Origin of the sequence: Micromonospora kangleipakensis (genome assembly GCF_004217615.1) — a bacterium.
Lineage (GTDB): Bacteria > Actinomycetota > Actinomycetes > Mycobacteriales > Micromonosporaceae > Micromonospora > Micromonospora kangleipakensis.
Window position 1 is genome coordinate 4,987,058 of the sequence record NZ_SHLD01000001.1, and the last position, 18,183, is coordinate 5,005,240.

Here is an 18,183-nt window from a genome sequence, read left to right on the forward strand (position 1 = left end):
ACGTCACCACCCCCGGGGAGGTGGTCGGCGGCCGGATCACCAGCGCCGGGCCGGTGCTCAGCCGGCGCGGCGCAGCCGCCCGGCCTCCTCGCCTCGGGCGTCGAGGAGCACCAGGGTCTCGCCGTCCAGGCCGGCCCGCCAGGACGAGGAGAGCCACGCCCCGACCGGCGCGTGGTCGCAACCGATCAGCGTGCTAAAACCGGTGGTGGCGAGGAGGGCTCCCCCTGGGCCGGCGATCCAGCGCCCGGCCTGGCCGTTGCAACCGTCGGAGCCGCGCCACTCGCCGTCGGCACCGAACTCGACGTACGCCGTCTCGGGCCCCGGAGCGGGCACCCACCTCCCGACGAGCCGGTCCCCGTCGGCGGGGGTCAGCGTCGCCCGCACCGCGGCTGCGGGCGCGAACCGCCGCCGGACCTCGTCGGTGACCTCCGGCGGTTCGACCTCGGACGCCGCCAGGTTCGGCCCGGCGGTTGGCTTCGCGCCTGGCAGTAGCCGGGCGACCAGCGCGCCCTCGCCATCCAGGAGCACCCGCGTCTCGCCCTCGAGCCGGTACGACCTGATCAGCCGCAGCCACTCCGGGGTCGACCTGCCGGCCTTCTCACAGCCGGTGCGGCCCTCGGCTCCTGAGGCCCCGAACATTCCGACGACGAACAGTCCACCGGCGTCGGCCCGCCAGGAGCCGACCAGCATCCCACAGCGGCCGAAGAGCTGGATCTGGTCGGGTGCGAGGCGCAGGATGCCGTCCGGCTCCTCGGCCACCTCCGCCAGCCTCCAGTTGCCGATCAGCGCCACCGGATCCGCCGGTCCCGGGCTCCCGGTGCTGCCGAGCTGCGTGCTGTCCAGGGCTCTGGCCTGCGTCCCGCCCTGCCCAGCGCAGCCGGCCAGCAGTGCTCCGATTGCAACGATCGCCACAAGGTAGCTTCGCCGGCCCATCTCGTCTCGCCGTCCCTTCCGCCACACCGGCCGCCCGCCGCTTTCAGTGGTTGGACGGCGCGCTGCCCCTCCCGGTTGCGGCACCGGCTCGGGCTATCGGACGCTGACTGTGATCTTGTCGAAGTCGGGTGCCGCCGAGTTCGGGTTGAACATCGTCAGCGTGTTGGGTCCGGGCCGGAGAGCCACCGTCACGACCATGGCGCCGACGCTGCTCCACCCGCCGGTGCCCGGGAAGGTCAGCGTGATCGCAGGCCCGCCGTTCACGCTGACCTGCCCGACTCGCGGGGACTCCCCGTTGACGTAGGCGATCGTCACGGCGGCCGAGCCGCCCGTCCGGGCGGTCACGCCGTTGAATCGCAGGGTTCCCATGCCGCGGCCGATGTTGCCCACCTTCTTCTGGCCAGAGCAGCCGGAACAGGTGTAGATCCGGGTGTTCTCCAGCCCGTTCGCCGCCGACTCGGCCTCATACGACGTCAGCACCGGCCGTGCAGCCGGGGTGGTGGGCCGTGGGACGACGGGCGGGCGGGCCGCGGGTGGTGTCGCGGGTGGTGTTGCGGGTCGGGTTTGCGCCGATCCGACGCGCACGTCCCCGCCGCCGACAGGTGTGACCGGGGACGGCGGCACGGCGGGCGCACTGGGGCCGTCATCACCCTGCCCCTCGGTCATCGCGCCGGTCCCGGGGGAACGACTCGCCGAGGTCGGGTGTTCGGCGTCGAGTTCCAACGTGACCGCCGCCAGCGCCAGCACGACGGTCAGGTAGCCGACTCCCACCACCGTCAACAGGCGCGCCGGCCCGAACTGCCAGATGCCGTCAGGGGCCATGACGTGGGCTCACCGTTACCTTTCAGTGAGTGAACGTGACTCACGATTGGCAGCCGTCCGTTGCCGGGCGGCGTTGACCGGATGAACCGGTCTTGACGCTTCACGGCCCGCTGCCCCGCCTGCGGGTGCAGGTCTTACGGGTCTTACGTGGGCTCCACGTCCTGTTTTTGCGTCGCCCAGCAACTCCAGGTCGACGTGCCGAACTAGGCCGGCAAGATTACGTGCGGCGTTGACGTCCCGGTGCAGGGACAGTCCGCACGTGGTGCAGTTGAAGGTGCGTTCGGCCAGCGACAGCTTGGGTTTCACCGTTTGACAGCCTGAACAGGTTTTGGAGCTGGGGTACCACCGGTCGGCGACGTACAACACGCTGCCGTACCAACCGGTCTTGTAGCCAAGGTGCCGGCGCAGGGTCGCCGGGGCGGCGTCGATCAGAGCCCTGGCCAGCTTACGGTTGCGGACCATCCCGGCCACGTGCAGGTCCTCGACCACGACCGTGGTGAACTGTTGCGCCAGCCGGGTGGTGAGTTGGTGCCACGAGTCGGCGCGGACAGCGGCGACGGTGGCGTGCAACCGGGCCACAGTGTCCTGCGCCCGCTGCCACCGATTGGACGCGGTCCGCTTACGCCGGCTGGCCGGGTCGTACGGGCCGATTCGGCGGGCGGCCCGGCGTTGGGCCTTGCCGAGTTTCTTCAACGCCGCCTTGAACGGTGCCGGGTTGGGCACCAGCTCGCCGGTGGACAGCACCGCCAGGTGCTTGATGCCGGTGTCCACGCCGACGATCCGACCGGCTTTCGGCGTGTGCGCCGCACGGCCCACGACGCGTTTGACCGCGACCTGGAACGAGCAGAACCACCTGGCGGCGGTCTCGGTGACCGTTGCGGACAGGATCGTCGCGGTGCCAGCCCTCACCCGCCGGGCCAGCTTACGGGTGGACTCGTGGGTACGGATGCGGCCCAGCCGTGGCAACACCACGTGCCGGTAGCCGGGGTCGACCCGGATCGCGCCGGTGGTGAACCGGGCCGACCTGCGGCCGTGCTTCCTCTTGGTCCGGGGCCAGCCCATCCGGCGGCCCTTGCGGGCACCGGTACGTGAGGCGTGCCAGTTGCCCAGCGCCGCCGACAGGTTGGCCAGGCCGGTGTTGAACGCCTCTTTGGAGCATTCCGCCCACCACGGCGCCACCCACGTCTTGATTTCGTTCCAGGTGCGGCGCAGCTCCGGTAACGACCAGCCCTGCCACGGGGTCAGGTCCGCCTCGGCCACCCCGTAGCTGGCCTCGGCGGCGCGTTGCGCCTTGACCGCGCTGACCCGCCGCAGCATGTGGTTGAAAGCGAACCGTGCCGCGCCGGTGTTGCGGCGCAGACCGGCCACCTGCACGTCGCTGGGGTCGAGGGCGAACTTGTACGCCTGAACGGTCCAGCCGGCGGGCGACTCGTACCGTTTCACGAAAGGTCCCCGGCGGTGGCGGCGGCCACCGCGCGGCTGGCCCGGTCCGCTGCGCCGCGGCGGCCGTACAGCCGGGCACACAGGCTGGTCAGGATCTCCGTCACGTCCCGCACCAGGTCGTCGTCCACCTCGGCCGGGTCGACCACCAGCAGCCGACGTCCCTGCGCGGCAAGCGCCGCCTCGACGTACTCGGCACCGAACCGGGCGAACCGGTCCCGGTGCTCGACGACGATCGTGGTCACGTTCGGGTCGCGCAGCAGCCCGAGGAACCTCTTGCGTCGGCCGTTCAGCGCCGGCCCGACCTCGGTCACCACACGGGAGACGACCATGTCCACCATGATCGTGCCAGACGGAAGACGCCGAGCGGGCACCGGCATGGTCCCGTCGCGGAACCATCGGTACGCGGTCTGCGGGTGCACCCCGTTGCGACGCGCCCACTCGGCAAGCTTCATGAAACCGATACCAGTACTCACAAATTCGTACGCCTACTCACAGGTGAGTGAACTGCTGACTACCCTCGCGCTCCTCTTCGCGCCATACGCCGGCACGGACGACCCGCAGCCGCCGTGGCAGGTGACACACGAGTGTATAGGCGTTGAACGATTCTTACCGCCCGTCGTCTGCGTCTCCGCCGGGTACGAAGCGTCCGGGTGTCAATGCGCAGGCCGTGGCCGTGGGCCGGCCGGTCCGGCCCTCACCACGCCGCCGGCCCGCACGCCCGACCGGGCCGAGCCGGGTCGCGGCCGGCGCGATCGTGTCCAGAACAGCGGGTGCTGCATCGGATGGAAGTCGCGGCGGTACCCGCAACGCATGACCCTGGTACGGCTCAGTCGCCGACGTCGGGCAACGAATCTGCCACCGTCGGGCGACGTCTGCGCGGGATCGGCCGGCTGGTTTCCTGCTCGTCGGCATGTCTGCGGCCGCGTGCCGCGGGTCCGACGTCTGGCGCGGCCAGCTGCTCGTCGGACCGTACCGGGGTGGGCAGTTCACCGGATTTGGCTGTCTCGCCGGCAGGGACCGCCGCTGGCGCCGACGCGGGTTCGAGTCGCGTGATCGCGTCGGTGAGGGCGGCCAGGTGGTCGGACAGTTCGGCGATCCGGAAGATGACCTCCTGGCGCACCGACGCCGGGTCGACCGGTCCGGTCGCCGACCAGTCCGGCTGCGGGCGGAGGTTGACGAGTCGCCAGCCGGGCGGCTCGCTCACCCCCACCTCGTCGAACCCGACGACGGACGGATCGCTGTCCGGAGCGTCCTCGTCCTCGTCGACGTAGCGACCCAGCCGCGCCTCCACGGCCTGCGGCTCGTACAGCTCCTCGACCAGGCGCAGGTAGAGCTCGTTCGGGTTGGGCAGGTCCACGATGGTACGCAGCACGTTGCGCCGGCTGGCGGACTCCAGGCGGAACGTGCCGTAGTTGAGCAGCCGGCCGAGGGGCGACTGCACGTAGCGCATGTCGGTGACCCGCAGCAGCGGGATCATCCCCACCCGGCGGAAGAGCACGCCCTCGGTCGACATCAGCCGCTTGTTGGTGATGACGAACCGGCCGAGGTACCACGCGAACACCCGGTGCGCGGCCGTCAGGACGGCCAGGGCGACGACCAGGGCGATCACCCAGCCGACGTACCGCGGCTTGATCCGCTCCTGGACCGCCCACACCCCGAGCACGGCGTAGAGGGTGATCACCCCGAGGCTCTTCGCCGGGTGGATCCAGTGCCTTCGCCACTCGCCCCGGTACCGCTCGGTGGGGAAGAGGAAGCGCGCCACCCACCGGGTCGGCTCATCCTCCAGCGGCAGGACCCGGCGGGGGCCGAGCAGGTCGTCGCCGACCGGCTCCTCCCCCGGCGCCGATCCGCCGATGATCAGCCGGCGCACCCGGGTGATCAGGGCCGCCGAGAAGAAGCCGAGCCCGGTGCCCAGCTTGAAGAGCTTGCCGGGCCGGTCGTTGATGACCGCCGCCAGCTCCTCGGCCCGGATGCCGGCGCGCGGGGTGTCCTGGTAACGCAGCCAGGCCGACCAGGCCACCAGCTTGCGGCCCAGCCACGGCGACAGGTCGGTCATCTCGTTGACGACCAGCCCCAGCACGACCGCCAGGACCATCTCGGTGGTGCCCATCAGCGGCTCGGCCCACCGGCCGGGAGCTGGGCGTGTCGACCGAAGCCGGGGGCCGGGCGTGGCCGCGGCGGCGGCGCGGAGGCGGGGACGACGGCGTGTTGACGGGCCGCCTCGGCGCCGGAGGGGGTGAGGCGGTAGTAACGGCGTCGTGGGCGTCCCGCGCTGCCGTCCGCCGGGGTCTCCCAGGAGCCGGTGACCCAGCCGGCGTCCTCGAGCCGGTCGAGCACCGCGTAGATCGTCGGACCCGAGCGCCGCAGCGACCTCATCAACTGCCAGCCGTGCACCTCGGTCTCGTGCTCCCACGCTTGGAGCAGCAGACCGAGCACGTCGATCGTCGCGCGGTTCATCGCCGGCGGAGCCATGGCTCATTCTAAGGACGGCGCACCACAGTGGAGGCTGTCGGTTTGCCGACTCCCCCGCGACCGGCCATCGGTCCGCACCCGGAGCGGCGTGGCGGCAGGCTGCCGCCACGTCGCCCGGGTCAGGCGCCGGGGCACGGCCGGCTGGGTAGCCTCTACCCATGATCTTCATTACCGCCAAGTTCCGGGTGCTGCCGGAGCACGCCGACCGGTGGCCGCAGATCGCCGAGGAGTTCACCACGGCCACTCGCGCCGAGCCCGGCTGCCTCTGGTTCGACTGGTCCCGCAGCATCGACGACCCGACCGAGTACGTGCTGGTCGAGGCCTTCCGGGACGACGAGGCCGGGGCGGCGCACGTGCGGTCCGAGCACTTCCGGACGGCGCAGCGGACCCTACCGCCCCACCTCGCCGAGACCCCCCGGATCGTCAACGTGACCGTCCCGCAGCAGGACTGGTCCCGGCTCGGCGAGATGGCCGTGCCCGGCAGCGAGTAGCCGGCGGGTCAGTCCTCGGTGGTCGGGCCGAGCAGCCGGATCTCCTCGATGTCGATGGCCGCCTGCACCTCCCGCTGCACCGCGTCGTCGATCTCGTTGGTGTCGCGCAGCCGGGTGATCTCACGGCGCTTGTGATCCAGTACGCCGAGCCGCAGCCGACGCTCGATCTCGCGCTCCTCCGTCGTCCCCCGGAGGTGGGGGGCGCGGACGTCGTCGAGGTGCGCCTGGTAGTCGGAGCGGAGCCGGTCGACGGCGTCCTGCGACGCGCCGAGTTCGGCGGCGACCTGCGGCAGGGCGGCCAGCCCGACCTCGGTGGCCCGCAGCCGCGCCGTGCGTACCTCGTCCGCCCGCTCCTCGTCGCCCATCAGGCGGGCCCAGGTGACGACGGCGGGCAGCGTCGTGCCCTGGATCAGCATGGTCAGCACGATGACGGTGACGGTGACGAAGACGATCAGGTCGCGCTCGCGGACGGGAGTGCCGGCGCTGGTCGCCACCGGGACGGCGAGGGCGGCGGCGAGGGAGACGGCGCCGCGGAAGCCCGCCCAGCCGGCGGCGGTGCGCACCCGCCAGTCGAACTGGCTGGCGCGGCGGCCCTTCCGGCGGTCGAGGGTCTGCAGGGCGGGGATGGCGAGGTGCAGCCACCCCATCCGGGTGACCATGACCACGGCGGTGACCGCCGCCGCGATGCCGAGCGACTGCGTCGGCGAGTGGCTGGTGATGCTGCGCAGCGAGCGCGGGATCTGCATCCCGAGCAGCACGAAGAGACTGCCGTTGATCATGAAGGTGGAGAGGTCCCAGAACGCGAACGCGGTGATCCGGGAGCGGGCCCGGATGACCCGCGGCCCGGCGTACGAGAGCAGCAGCCCGGCGACCACGACGGCCAGCACGCCGCTGGCGTGCACGGTCTCGGCGAGCAGGAACGCGACGAACGGGGTGAGGATGCTCAGCCCACCCTCGCGCATCGGGTCGTCGACGTGCTTGCGGATCAGGATGACCGCCCCGCCGACCAACAGGCCGGCGGCGACCCCGCCGGCGGCGGAGACGACGAACCCGACGAGCAGGCCGGGCGCGCTGGGCACCGCGCCGCCGGCGATCACCCCGACGGCGACGGAGAAGAGCACCAGCGCCGTACCGTCGTTGATCAGGCTCTCCGCGCGCAGCGTGGTGAGGATGCCGCGCGGCATCCGTTTGGCCAGCCCGGCGACCGCGGCCGCGTCGGTCGGCGCGAGCACCGCGCCGAGCACCCAGGCCGCCGCCGGCTCAACCCCGAGGGCCTGCGCGGCGTACGCGACGGCGACCATCGTGAGCACCACCAGGGCGACCGCAAGCAGGGCGATGGCTCCGAAGTTGGCCCGGATCTCGCGGAGGCTGATGACGAGGCTCTCCCGGTAGAGGATCGCGGGCAGGAAGAGCAGCAGCACCACCTCCGGTTCGAGCACCACGTGCTGGAAGGGCGGGAGGAGCCCGAGCAGGGCGCCCATCGAGATGAGCAGGACCGGCGGCGCGACGCTGTACCGGCCGCCGAGCGTGGTGCCGATCAGCACCGTCACGCCCAGCACCGCGATCAGCACGAGCCCGCTCACGTCGCACTCCCGTCATCCGATCGCCGCTGCACGGCGGCGGAGGGATCATGTGTAGGCCGTCGCCTCAACATCGTGGAACGGCGGGCGCGCAGCGCGCGGTCGAACCGGGTAATTGGCGCGGTGACTACTCGAAGCGCGTGGTGTCCCCGGCCCCGCGTCGCAGGACCTCCGGCGCCGGCCCGGACAGGTCGACCACGGTCGTCGGCTCCAGGCCGCAGTCTCCCGCGTCGACCACCGCGTCAAGGAGGTGGTCGAGCCGTTCCTTGATCTCCCAGCCCTGGGTCATCGGCTCGTCCTCGCCGGGCAGCAGCAGGGTGCTGGAGAGCAGCGGCTCGCCGAGCTCGGCCAGCAGCGCCTGGGTGACGGTGTGCTTCGGCACCCGTACCCCGACGGTGCGCTTGCGGGGGTCCTGGAGCCGGCGGGGCACCTCCCCGGTGGCCGGCAGGATGAAGGTGTAGCTGCCGGGGATGCACGCCTTCACCAGCCGGAAGACCGAGTTGCTGACCTTGACGAATTGGCCGAGCTGGGCGAAGTCCCGGCAGACCAGGGTGAACTGGTGCCGGTCGTCGAGCCGGCGGATCTCGCGGATCCGGTCCAGGCCGGCGCGGTTGCCGAGCTGGCAGCCGAAGGCGTAGCAGGAGTCGGTCGGGTAGGCGATCAGGCCGTCGTCCCGGAGCAGGTCGACGACCTGCCGGAGGACCCGGGGTTGCGGATTGTCCGGATGCACGTCGTAGTACCTCGCCACACCGGCAAGCCTATGCCGCCGCTCGGCGGGGCCGGGCCCCGCGGCCGGCGAAAAAGATCTCGGGCGAAGGTTTGATCGACAACGGGGCTGGAAATGGTGGGGGCCGCTCGAAGAGGGGGACCAGACATGTCCGAAGCCAGCACAGACCACTCCGACCGTCCGGCCGAGGTGACCGACCCGCTGCTGTGGGGCCTCGCCACCGCGGTGGCCGACGCCCACCAGGCCGACGAGGACGACGCCTGCACCAGCCCGAGCTGTGTCGGCGCGGCCTGGCCCTGCACCGCCTGGAACAACGCGCAGGAGGGAATGCGCGCCGCTCGGGCCGCCGCCCGCCCGGCCTCGGCGGCCAGCACCGGCGCCGTCGAGCCGGACCGCCCGGCGGCGCCGACCGGATGGTCGGACGGCCAACTGCCGGCCGCGTCCCACCGTCCGCAGCCGGCACCCGCCGCCCGGCACGACGGGGCGGTGACGTCGGCCGTCTGAGGCCGTCCGGCCCGGCACCGGGGCGCCACCGCCGGGCGGCGCGTCGGACCACCATCGGACCTCGGGTCGCAGCTCACTGTCCGCCGCGCCGGCCGCGCCGGCTACGCCCGTTGACCGGACCCGGAGCGTGCGGTTCGCTGCGACGATGTCTGATCTTCGTCCGCACCCGGTCGCGAGCGCCGAAGAGGTCGAGGACCGGCGACCCGTCCTTAACGAGATCGTTCCCGTGGACGCGCTGAGCGTGGACTGGGTGCGGGAGCGTCCCGGTACCTGCCCGCCCGGCGAGGACGTGCCGTGCCTGACGTGGCAACTGGCCTGACGCGACGGCCACCATCGGGTGACGTCGCGGGAGCGCGCCCAGGCTCGACTTTCATGATCCGGTGTGGATGAATTTCCAGCATGTTTCGGGGGCTCGCGGGTCGGGTCGCCGGGGCGACCGATGGACCATCTTCGCTGTTCCCGGGCGGGGGACGGTCGGGCGGACCGGCGGTAAGGAAGCCTTAGAGGGCGCTCTCTCGCTTAACAAGCCATTGACGGCGGCGTAACCGAAACCTAACGTCGCTCCCCAAGAGAGCGCTCTCTCAACTCCTGCCGCACACCCCGTACCCCGATCCCTGATTGCGAAAGGGGAACCCCATGACACTCCCCCTCCGGGACTTCTCCCCGGGCGACCGTCGTGAGCCGACACCCGTCCCGTCCCCCGCCGGCCGGCGACCCGGCGGCATCCGCGCCCTGGCCCTCGCCACCGCCTCGTTCCTCGCCGCGGGCATGCTCGGCGTCGTCGTGGTCGGCGGCAGCACCGCCGAGGCGGGCACCGTCGGCGCCGGCAGCTACACCGAGACCCGCCCGCCCAACACCGCACTGCCGAAGGGCTGCGGCGAGATCAGCACCAACCCGCGCCTCTTCGTCACCGCCGACGCCCCCCAGGGGGCGATCCCCACCAACGACTGGTGGTCGTCGCTGCTGTGGAAGCGCAACAACTGCGCCACCAGCGAGAACATGCACGCCCACCCGCTGGCGTACCACGCGGAGAACAACGGGCTCGGCCTGTCGTACAGCACCACGCCGGCGATCAGCGGCACCGCCACCGGGGTCGGCGAGTACCACTTCCCGTACACCGAGGACATCCGGGTCGGGGTGGCCGGGCTCGGCGCCCCGGTCGTCAAGGCCGCCGACTGGACCGACTGGACGGTCACCGCGGACTGGAACGACGGCGCGCGCACCATGCGGGCCACCATCGGCCACGGCCTGCCGTTCAGCTACTACCGGATCACCGGGGGCAACGCGCAGCTCACCGCCGCCGGGGCGCCGACCGTGTGGGCCAACTCCGGCTCGATGATCGGCTTCACGGTCAGCGGCCACGACTACGTGGCGTACGCGCCGACCGGCGCGAGCTGGACCGTGGCCGGCGCGGGCATCAGCTCCACGCTGAACGGCAAGGGCTACTTCTCCGTCGCCGTCCTGCCCGCCGGCGCCGACAAGGCCGCCCTCGCCGCCGAGTACGGCCGGTACGCCCACGCGCACGTCACCGGCACCAGGATGACCTACGCGTACGACCCGGCGACCAGCACGGTGCGCACGAACTACGCGTTCACCACCACCCCGCGCGAGGGCACCGAGACCAGGACGGTGGTGTCGCTCTACCCGCACCAGTGGCGCAACCTCGCCGGCGGCACCCCGATCACCCCGACGTACGTCTCACCGCGAGGCGCGATGCGCACGCTCACCGGCGTCTCGTCCTTCACCACCAGCATGAAGTACACCGGCGTGCTGCCGGAGGTGCCGGCGGTGGGCGACTCCTCGGGCGCCGACCTGACCACCGTCACCAACTACCTCAACGCCGAACTGGCCAACCCCGAGGGTGTGAGCGGCCAGGACACGTACTGGGCGGGCAAGGGCCTGGGCCGGGCGGCGCGGATCGCCGAGATCGCCGACCAGCTCGGCCTCACCACCGTCCGCAACGCGGCGGTGAGCGCCATGAAGACGCGGCTCACCAACTGGTTGACCGCCGGCTCCGGGGAGAACAGCCAGCTCTTCTACTACGACAGGAACTGGGGCACGCTGATCGGCTACCCCGCCTCGTACCTCTCCGACGAGGACCTCAACGACCACCATTTCCACTACGGCTACTTCATCGCCGCCGCCGCGACGGTCGCCAAGTTCGACCCCAACTGGGCGGCCGACACCCAGTACGGCGGCATGGTCGACCTGCTGATCCGGGACGCCAACAACTACGACCGCGCCGACGCCCGCTTCCCCTACCTGCGGGACTTCGACATCTACGCCGGCCACGACTGGGCGTCCGGCCTGGCCTGCTTCTTCGCCGGCAACAACCAGGAGTCCTCGTCGGAGGGGATGAACTTCGCCAACGCCCTGATCCAGTGGGGCCAGGCGACCGGCGACACCGCCGTCCGGGACGCCGGCATCTACATCTGGACCACCCAGTCCGCGGCGATCTCCGAGTACTGGTTCGACGTGCACGACGAGAACTTCCCGGCCGCCTTCGGTCACAAGACGGTCGGCATGGTCTGGGGCGACGGAGCCTCGTACTCCACCTGGTTCTCCGCGGACCCGGAGATGATCCAGGGCATCAACATGCTGCCGATCACCGGCGGCCACTTCTACCTGGGCAACGACCCGGCCTACGTGACCGCCAACTACAACGAACTGGTCACCAACAACGGCGGCCCGCCGAGCGTCTGGCAGGACGTCATCTGGGAGTTCCTGGCCCTCGGCGACGGCGACAAGGCCCTGTCGAACTTCCGAGCCAACAGCACCTTCACCAGCGAGGAGGGTGAGAGCAAGGCGCACACCTTCCACTGGATCCGCAACCTGGCCGCGCTCGGCACCGTGGACACCAGCATCACCGCGAACCACCCGCTGGCCAAGGTCTTCACGAAGGGCACCGCCCGCACCTACGTGGCGTCGAACATCACGGCCCAGCCGCTGACGGTGACCTTCTCCAACGGTACGACGCTGACCGTGCCGGCCGGGAGGACGGCCACCTCCGGGGCGCTGACCTGGAGCGGCGGCAGCGCCACCGGTGGCGTGGTCGTCCCGACCACCCCGCCGACCACGCCGACCGACTCGCCGTCGCCCACCCCGACGGCGACCAGCCCCAGCCCGACCCCGACCACCACTCCCCCGACGTCGCCGCCCAGCCCGACGCAGTACCTGCTCGCGGGCGGCGCCCTCGGCGGCACCGCGGGCACGGCCGGGACGGTGTCGGTCGCCGCGGCCAACGGGAACCACGACGGCACGCCGACCAACCCGCAGGTGTTCACCGCCACCGGGCTGACCGGCAGCTACACCGGTGGGACCACCGGGTTCGACCTGGCCGTCGACACCGGCACCGCGGTCGGCAACGGCGTGCAGGCCCGGGTGTCGTACGACCTGACCGGTGACGGCACCTTCGACCGGCTGGAGACGTACAACTACTTCGCCACCGACCCGGTCATCGGGAGCGAGCACTACAAGCAGACCCAGGGTCTGCAGTCGGCCACCGGCACGCTCGGGAACCTGGCGGGCGGCACGGTGCGGATCGAGGTCTGGAACGCCATCGGCAGCGGTTCCACCAACCTGGGCATCGGCAACCAGTCCCAGCTCGTGCTGCCGTACACCGGGACCGCACCCACCTCCACCACCCCGCCGCCGACCGGCTTCGCCGCGAACGTGTACCTGCAGGGCACCAGCCAGCTTTCCGGCACCGCCGGCACCGCGGACACGGCGACGGTCGCCGCGGCGAACGGCAACTGGGTGGGTACGCCGCACAACCCGCTGGTCTACACCACCACCGGGGTGACCGCGACCTACTCCGGCGGGCAGACCCGGTTCGACCTGTTCCTCGACGCTGACATCGGCGTGGGCGATGGCACCCACGTGCGGGTCTCCTACGACCTGACCGGCAACGGCACCTTCGATCGGGTGGAGACGTACCACTACTACGCCACCGACCCGGTCACCGGCTGGGAGCACTACACCGAGACCAAGGGCCTCTACTCGGGCGTGGGCACGCTCGGGAACCTGGCCGGCGGCACGGTGAAGGTCGAGGTCTGGAACGCGATCGGCAGCACGCCGACCAGCCTCGGCACCGGCAACCAGTCGAAGGTCACCCTGCCGTACACCGGGTGACCGGACACTGTGGACGCCCCGGCCGCCGTCCCGGCGGTCGCGGCGTCGCTCGTCGGACGATCGCGGTGATCAGGTCGGGCACGACGTCCGGGAGGTTGGTGAACTCCGGCTCGTCGGTGTCGTGCCGCGGCGGGACGCCGAGCGCGGCGGACCAGAAGCCGGTCGCCTGCGCCGCGGAGTCCTGCGGCACGTCGCTGAGCAGGGCGTGGACCCGGGACCGGTGCATCGCGGCAGTCTACCGACGGGACCGGGAACTGCGGTGGCCTGAGCGGCGCGCCCGCCAGGAGGTACCGCAGCATCGACGGCACGAAGTGAACAGTGGTGAGGTGGGTCAGGACGGGCGCAGGTGCGCGCGGCGCGCCTTGCGTCCCGTCTCGTACGCGGCCCGGGCTGTCTGCGCCGCCGCGGTGGTCGACACCTCGGCGACCGGCACGTCCCACCACGCACCGCCGTCCGGCCCGGGCTCCATCGGGTCCGTCGAGACGTACACGACCGTCGTCCGGTCCGCCGCCTTCGCCGCGTCCAACCCGGCGCGCAGCTCGGCCATCGTCGTCGCCCGGATCACCTCGGCGCCCAGGCTCGCCGCGTTCGCCGCGAGGTCGACCGGCAGCGGCTCCCCGGCACGGTCGCGGTAGGCGGTGCCGAGCCGCTGCGCGCCGACGCTCTCGGACAGCCGGCCGATCGAGGCGAAACCCTGGTTGTCGACCAGCACGACGACCAGTTTGACGCCCTCGGCGACCGCGGTGACCAGTTCGCTCGGCAGCATCAGGTAGGAACCGTCGCCGACCAGCACGAAGACCTCCCGGTCCGGCGCGGCCAGTTTGACCCCGATCCCGCCGGCGATCTCGTAGCCCATGCAGGAGTAGCCGTACTCGACGTGGTAGGCCTTGGGGTCGGTGCTGCGCCACAGCTTGTGCAGGTCGCCGGGCATCGACCCGGCAGCGCAGACCACGACGTCCCGCGGGCCGGCCGCGTCGTTGACCGCGCCGATGACCGCGGCCTGCGTCGGCGGCGCCTGCGGGTCGGCGTGCCGGGCGCGGTCCACCACCGCCGCCCACCGGGCGCCCAGGTCCGCGACCGTCGACCGGTACGCGGGCAGCGTGGCCCAGTCGGCGCAGGCCGCACCGAGCGCGGCCAGACTCTCCCGGGCGTCGCCGACGACCTGCACGCCCGACAGCTTGGCAGCGTCGAAACCGGTGATGTTGAGGTTGACGAACCGGGCGTCGCCGAAGACGGTGCCGGAGGCGGTGGTGAAGTCGCTGTAGCGGGTGCCGACGCCGATCACCACGTCGGCGTTCGCGGCAAGCTCGTTGGCCGCGGCGGAGCCGGTGACCCCGACCGCGCCCGCGGCCAGAGGATGGCCGTGGGGCAGGGCGCCCTTGCCCGCCTGGGTCTCCACCACCGGCACGCCGTGCCGCTCGGCGAAGCCGCGCAGCGCGTCTGTCGCGCCGCTGTAGATGACGCCGCCGCCGGCCAGCAGCACCGGCCGGTGGGCCGCGGTGACGATCCGGGCGGCCCGCCGGACGGCCGCCTCGTCCGGGCGGGGGCGGGGCACGTGCCAGGTGCGCTCGGCGAACAGCTCCTCCGGCCAGTCGTACGCCTCGGCCTGCACGTCCTGCGGCAGGGCGAGGGTGACCGCGCCGGTCTCCGCCGGGTCGGTGAGCACCCGCATGGCGGCCAGCAGCGCCGCCGGCAACTGCTCGGGGCGGTTGATCCGGTCCCAGTACCGGCTGACCGGGCGCAGCGCGTCGGTGACACCGACGTCGTAGGAGCGGACGTCCTCCAGCTCCTGCAGCACCGGGTTGGCCGCCCGGGTGGCGAAGATGTCGCCGGGCAGCAGCAGCACCGGCAGCCGGTTGATGGTCGCGCCGGCGGCGCCGGTAACCAGATTGGTCGCGCCCGGGCCGATGGAGGTGGTGCAGGCCAGGGTGCTGAGCCGGTCGGTCATCCGGGCGTACGCGGCGGCCGTGTGCACCATGCCCTGCTCGTTGCGGCACAACCGGTACGGCAGGTCGACGCCCGCGGCGGCGGCGCCGGCCAGGGCCTCGCCGAGACCGGCGACGTTGCCGTGGCCGAAAATGCCGAAGCAGGCCGGGATCAGCCGACGGCGTTGGCCGTCGCGTTCGGACCACTGCCGGGCGAGGAAGGCCACCAGGGCCTGCGCCACCGTGAGCCGACGCATCAGCGGCCTCCCGCCGGCGGGCCGGTCAGCGGCAGGCGCGGGTCGACCTCCTGGTCGGTCCAGCTGCCCCGGATCCAGCCGTGCCGGGGATCGTCCACGCAGGCCATGGTGCGGTCCGCGCCAGGCCCGGCCAGCACGTTGAGGTAGTAGAGGGGGTAGCCGGGCGGGGCCATCGACGGGCCGTGGTAGCCGTACGGGACGAGCACCAGGTCACCGCTGCGCACCTCGGCGAGGACGTCGATCGGCCGCCGGTCGGTGCCGTACACCCGCTGGTAGCCGACCGGTCCGCCGCCGTCGCCCGGCGCCGCCCCGGACACCTCGAAGTAGTAGATCTCCTCCAGCGCCGCCTCGACCCGACCGTCGTCGTGGACCCGGTCGTCCTCGTGCTTGTGCGGCGGGTAGGACGACCAGTTACCGCCGGGGGTGAGCACCTCCACGGCGACCAGCCGGTCGCAGTCGAAGGCCCCCGGGGCGCAGAAGTTGTTGACCTGCCTGCTGGCCGGCCCGGCGCCGCGCAGCTCCACCGGCACGTCCCGGGCCGCGCCGTAGCTCGGCGACAGCCGGCGGGTGGCCCGGGCCGACGGCAGCGCGAAGCGCCCCTCGCCCTGGACCGTCACCGTCGCGTCCCGGGGCAGATAGGCGAAGTCGGTGACCGCGGCGAAGACCGAGGCGCGGCCGGTCAGCTCCAGGCGCACCCCGTCGCAGCGGACGGTGGCGGCACCGGCCAGCGGCAGGACCAGCATCTCCTCGTCACCGGTGGCGAAGGTGACCACGCCGCCGGCGGGCAGGACGAGCACCCGCAGTCCCGCGTACGTCCAGCCGGCCTGTCCGGGGGTGAGCTCCAGCGCCCAGGGCAGTCGGGCCGTCGTCCCCCAGGGCAGGTGCAGCTCCCCGGTCATGCTTGCTGCCGGGCGGGCAGGAGCGAGTGGGCCAGATCGACCGCGGCGGCGACGTCGTCGTCCGGCGGGTAGAGCAGCGCCCGGCCGACCACCAGGCCGCGGACGCCGGGCTGCCGCAACGCCCGCTGCCAGCGGGCGTACACCACGTCGGGGGTCTCCGTCGGGTCGCCGCCGAGGAGCAGGACGGGCAGGGTGGTCGCGGCCACCACCCGGTCCATCTCGTCGATCGCCGGCAGCTTCAACCAGGTGTACGCCGAGGTCGTGCCGAGTGCCTGCCCGATGCTCACGCTCTTGATCACCGCCTCGGGGGTCAGGTCTACGTGGACCCGCCCGTCGGTGCGCCCCACCCACATCGGCTCCACCAGCGCCACCGTGCGGTGCGCGGCGAGGGCGCTGACCGCCTGGGCGCAGGCCTGCAGCGTGGAGGCGGTGCCGTGGTCGTCCGGGTCGATCCGGCACAGCATCTTGCCGCCGTCGTAGCCCATCGCGGCGATGCTGTCGGCGTCGTACGCGGTGAACCGGTCGTCGAGCTCGAACGCCGCGCCGAACAGGCCACCGCGGTTCATCGAGCCGATCGCCAGCCGGTCCTCCAGCGCGCCGAGCAGCAGCAGGTCCTCCAGGATGTCCGGGGTGCCGAGCACCCCGTCGACCCCGGGCCGGGACAGCGCGAGTCGTAGCCGGTCGAGCAGGTCGGTACGCCCGGCCATGGCCATCGGCCGGTCCCGGACGCCGAGGGCGCCCCGGGCCGGGTGGTCGGCGGCGATGAGGAAGAGCGGCCGACCGTGGTCCGGCCAGGGTCGGCGGGTCCGTCCGGCGGCGGCCTCGGCGATCGCCTGCGGCCGGTGCGCGCGGGTGAGGGTCAACGCCTCGTACTCGGTGCTCACCGGTCTCCTTCCGTCGCGGGGGCCGGCTCCGCCCGGGCTGCGAGCGCCTCGGTCTCGGCCTGGTCAGGCATGGCGGACGAGCAGGCCAGCCGCGACGCGACGATCGCGCCCGCGGCGTTGGCGAAGCGCAGCGTCCGCTCCAGCGGCCAGTCCTGCAGCAGGCCCAGGCAGAGGGCGCCGCCGAAGGCGTCCCCGGCGCCGAGCCCGTTGACCACCTCCACCGGCACCGGCGGCACCCGGACCGTCCGCTCGGGGGTGCTGGCCAGCACACCGTCCGGGCCGAGCTTGACCACGGCCAGCCGCGGCCCGCGGTCGAGCAGCAACCGGGCGGCCCGCTCGGGGTCCCGGGTGCCGACGGCCACCTCGACCTCGTCGAGGTTGCCCACGGCGACGGTGACCCGGGGCAGTGCCTCGACGTAGGCGGCCGTGGCGGCGGCCGGGTCGGGCCAGAACATCGGCCGGTAGTCGAGATCCAGGACGGTGTGCGGGCGGCCGGCGCGCGCGGCCAGCGCGGTGCGGTGCGCGTCCCGGCTGGGCTGCTGGCAGAGCCCGGTGCCGGTGACCCAGAAGACCCGCGCGTCCACGATGGTGGCGAGGTCCAGCTCGTCGGGGTGGATCTGCAGATCCGGGGCGGTCGGGGTGCGGTAGAACCAGATCGGGAAGTGGTCGGGCGGGAAGATCTCGCAGAACGTCACCGGGGTGGGCAGCCCGTCGACCGGACGTACCTGGCTGTCGTCGACGCCGAAGTCCCGCAACGCCCGGTGCACGTAGTCGGCGAAGGCGTCGGCGCCGGTGCGGGTGATGACGCCGGCGCGCAGCCCGTACCGGGCGGCGGCGACCGCGACGTTGGTGGCACTGCCGCCGAGGAACCGCCCGAAGGTCTCGACCTCGGCCAGCGGCGTGGCGATCTGCAGCGGATAGATGTCCACTCCGACCCGGCCGATGGTGAGCACGTCGAGCATGCGGCGTCCTTTGTCCGGGCCGGCGACGGCGTGACCGCCAGCTCGATCCTGGTCCCTGATTGGTAACAGTGGCCGGGAGTTGTGTCAATGTGTTGTCCTGACATCCGGCAGGTTCGCTCAGTTACCGCTTCGGTACAGTGGCGCCCATCAGCG

The 18,183-nt window shown here is 72.5% G+C and carries 17 protein-coding genes; 4 read left to right on the top strand and 13 right to left on the bottom strand.

Annotated features, from left to right (window positions below; translation table 11 throughout):
- Window positions 1-57: 57 nt before the first annotated feature.
- The 6 genes from EV384_RS24055 to EV384_RS24080 form a co-directional block, all read right to left on the bottom strand.
- Window positions 58-912, bottom strand: coding sequence for an META domain-containing protein (locus EV384_RS24055; protein WP_130336719.1), 855 nt, complete (start codon window positions 910-912; stop codon window positions 58-60).
- A gap of 114 nt (window positions 913-1,026) precedes the next feature.
- Complete coding sequence (locus EV384_RS24060; protein WP_130336721.1) at window positions 1,027-1,755, bottom strand: carbohydrate-binding protein; 729 nt, start codon at window positions 1,753-1,755, stop codon at window positions 1,027-1,029.
- Window positions 1,756-1,770: 15 nt separating this feature from the next.
- On the bottom strand, window positions 1,771-3,198 hold the full coding sequence (tnpB, locus tag EV384_RS24065; protein WP_130336723.1) for an IS607 family element RNA-guided endonuclease TnpB: 1,428 nt from the start codon (window positions 3,196-3,198) through the stop codon (window positions 1,771-1,773).
- A complete protein-coding gene (locus tag EV384_RS24070) occupies window positions 3,195-3,650 on the bottom strand; it encodes an IS607 family transposase (RefSeq protein ID WP_130336725.1) in 456 nt (151 codons plus the stop codon). Before EV384_RS24070 ends, tnpB begins: the two co-directional genes overlap by 4 nt.
- Before the next feature lie 374 nt (window positions 3,651-4,024).
- The gene (locus EV384_RS37380; RefSeq protein WP_242624251.1) at window positions 4,025-5,308 is read right to left on the bottom strand and encodes a PH domain-containing protein; all 1,284 of its coding nucleotides are present in this window, start codon (window positions 5,306-5,308) and stop codon (window positions 4,025-4,027) included.
- Window positions 5,308-5,670 (bottom strand): PadR family transcriptional regulator, encoded by a 363-nt coding sequence (locus tag EV384_RS24080; protein WP_207232442.1) that lies wholly within the window; start codon window positions 5,668-5,670, stop codon window positions 5,308-5,310. Before EV384_RS24080 ends, EV384_RS37380 begins: the two co-directional genes overlap by 1 nt.
- Before the next feature lie 158 nt (window positions 5,671-5,828).
- Between EV384_RS24080 and EV384_RS24085 the strand changes: the two genes are divergently transcribed.
- Entirely contained in the window at window positions 5,829-6,161 is a 333-nt protein-coding gene (locus tag EV384_RS24085) for a putative quinol monooxygenase (RefSeq protein WP_130336727.1), read from the top strand.
- A gap of 8 nt (window positions 6,162-6,169) precedes the next feature.
- On the opposite strand, the gene EV384_RS24090 is transcribed toward EV384_RS24085, so the two are convergent.
- Entirely contained in the window at window positions 6,170-7,744 is a 1,575-nt protein-coding gene (locus EV384_RS24090) for a Na+/H+ antiporter (RefSeq protein ID WP_242624252.1), read from the bottom strand.
- A gap of 124 nt (window positions 7,745-7,868) precedes the next feature.
- A complete protein-coding gene (locus EV384_RS24095) occupies window positions 7,869-8,489 on the bottom strand; it encodes an L-threonylcarbamoyladenylate synthase (protein WP_130336729.1) in 621 nt (206 codons plus the stop codon).
- Window positions 8,490-8,615: 126 nt separating this feature from the next.
- Here EV384_RS24095 and EV384_RS36345 point away from each other — a divergent pair, with 126 nt between their 5' ends.
- The 3 genes from EV384_RS36345 (at window position 8,616) to EV384_RS24105 (ending at window position 13,103) form a co-directional block, all read left to right on the top strand.
- The gene (locus tag EV384_RS36345) at window positions 8,616-8,972 is read left to right on the top strand and encodes a hypothetical protein (protein WP_242624253.1); all 357 of its coding nucleotides are present in this window, start codon (window positions 8,616-8,618) and stop codon (window positions 8,970-8,972) included.
- 145 nt (window positions 8,973-9,117) lie between these two features.
- Window positions 9,118-9,291, top strand: a complete 174-nt coding sequence (locus EV384_RS35060) for a hypothetical protein (protein ID WP_165440059.1) — start codon at window positions 9,118-9,120, stop codon at window positions 9,289-9,291.
- Window positions 9,292-9,608: 317 nt separating this feature from the next.
- Window positions 9,609-13,103, top strand: coding sequence for a glycosyl hydrolase (locus EV384_RS24105; RefSeq protein WP_242624254.1), 3,495 nt, complete (start codon window positions 9,609-9,611; stop codon window positions 13,101-13,103).
- On the opposite strand, the gene EV384_RS24110 is transcribed toward EV384_RS24105, so the two are convergent.
- The 5 genes from EV384_RS24110 to iolC form a co-directional block, all read right to left on the bottom strand.
- Window positions 13,081-13,329: a hypothetical protein gene (locus tag EV384_RS24110; RefSeq protein ID WP_130336731.1), complete on the bottom strand. Its 249-nt coding sequence runs from the start codon at window positions 13,327-13,329 to the stop codon at window positions 13,081-13,083. The two genes, EV384_RS24105 and EV384_RS24110, sit on opposite strands and share 23 nt — an antisense overlap.
- 105 nt (window positions 13,330-13,434) lie before the next feature.
- Window positions 13,435-15,285 carry a 3D-(3,5/4)-trihydroxycyclohexane-1,2-dione acylhydrolase (decyclizing) gene (iolD, locus tag EV384_RS24115; RefSeq protein ID WP_130336733.1) on the bottom strand — a complete coding sequence of 617 codons (1,851 nt, stop codon included), beginning with the start codon at window positions 15,283-15,285 and terminating at the stop codon, window positions 13,435-13,437.
- Window positions 15,285-16,184 (bottom strand): 5-deoxy-glucuronate isomerase, encoded by a 900-nt coding sequence (gene iolB, locus EV384_RS24120; RefSeq protein ID WP_130336735.1) that lies wholly within the window; start codon window positions 16,182-16,184, stop codon window positions 15,285-15,287. The genes iolD and iolB overlap by 1 nt, the downstream gene beginning before the upstream one ends.
- Window positions 16,181-17,068: a Cgl0159 family (beta/alpha)8-fold protein gene (locus tag EV384_RS24125; protein ID WP_130336737.1), complete on the bottom strand. Its 888-nt coding sequence runs from the start codon at window positions 17,066-17,068 to the stop codon at window positions 16,181-16,183. The genes iolB and EV384_RS24125 overlap by 4 nt, the downstream gene beginning before the upstream one ends.
- The gene (gene iolC / locus EV384_RS24130) at window positions 17,065-18,030 is read right to left on the bottom strand and encodes a 5-dehydro-2-deoxygluconokinase (RefSeq protein WP_130336739.1); all 966 of its coding nucleotides are present in this window, start codon (window positions 18,028-18,030) and stop codon (window positions 17,065-17,067) included. The genes EV384_RS24125 and iolC overlap by 4 nt, the downstream gene beginning before the upstream one ends.
- Window positions 18,031-18,183 lie beyond the last annotated feature (153 nt).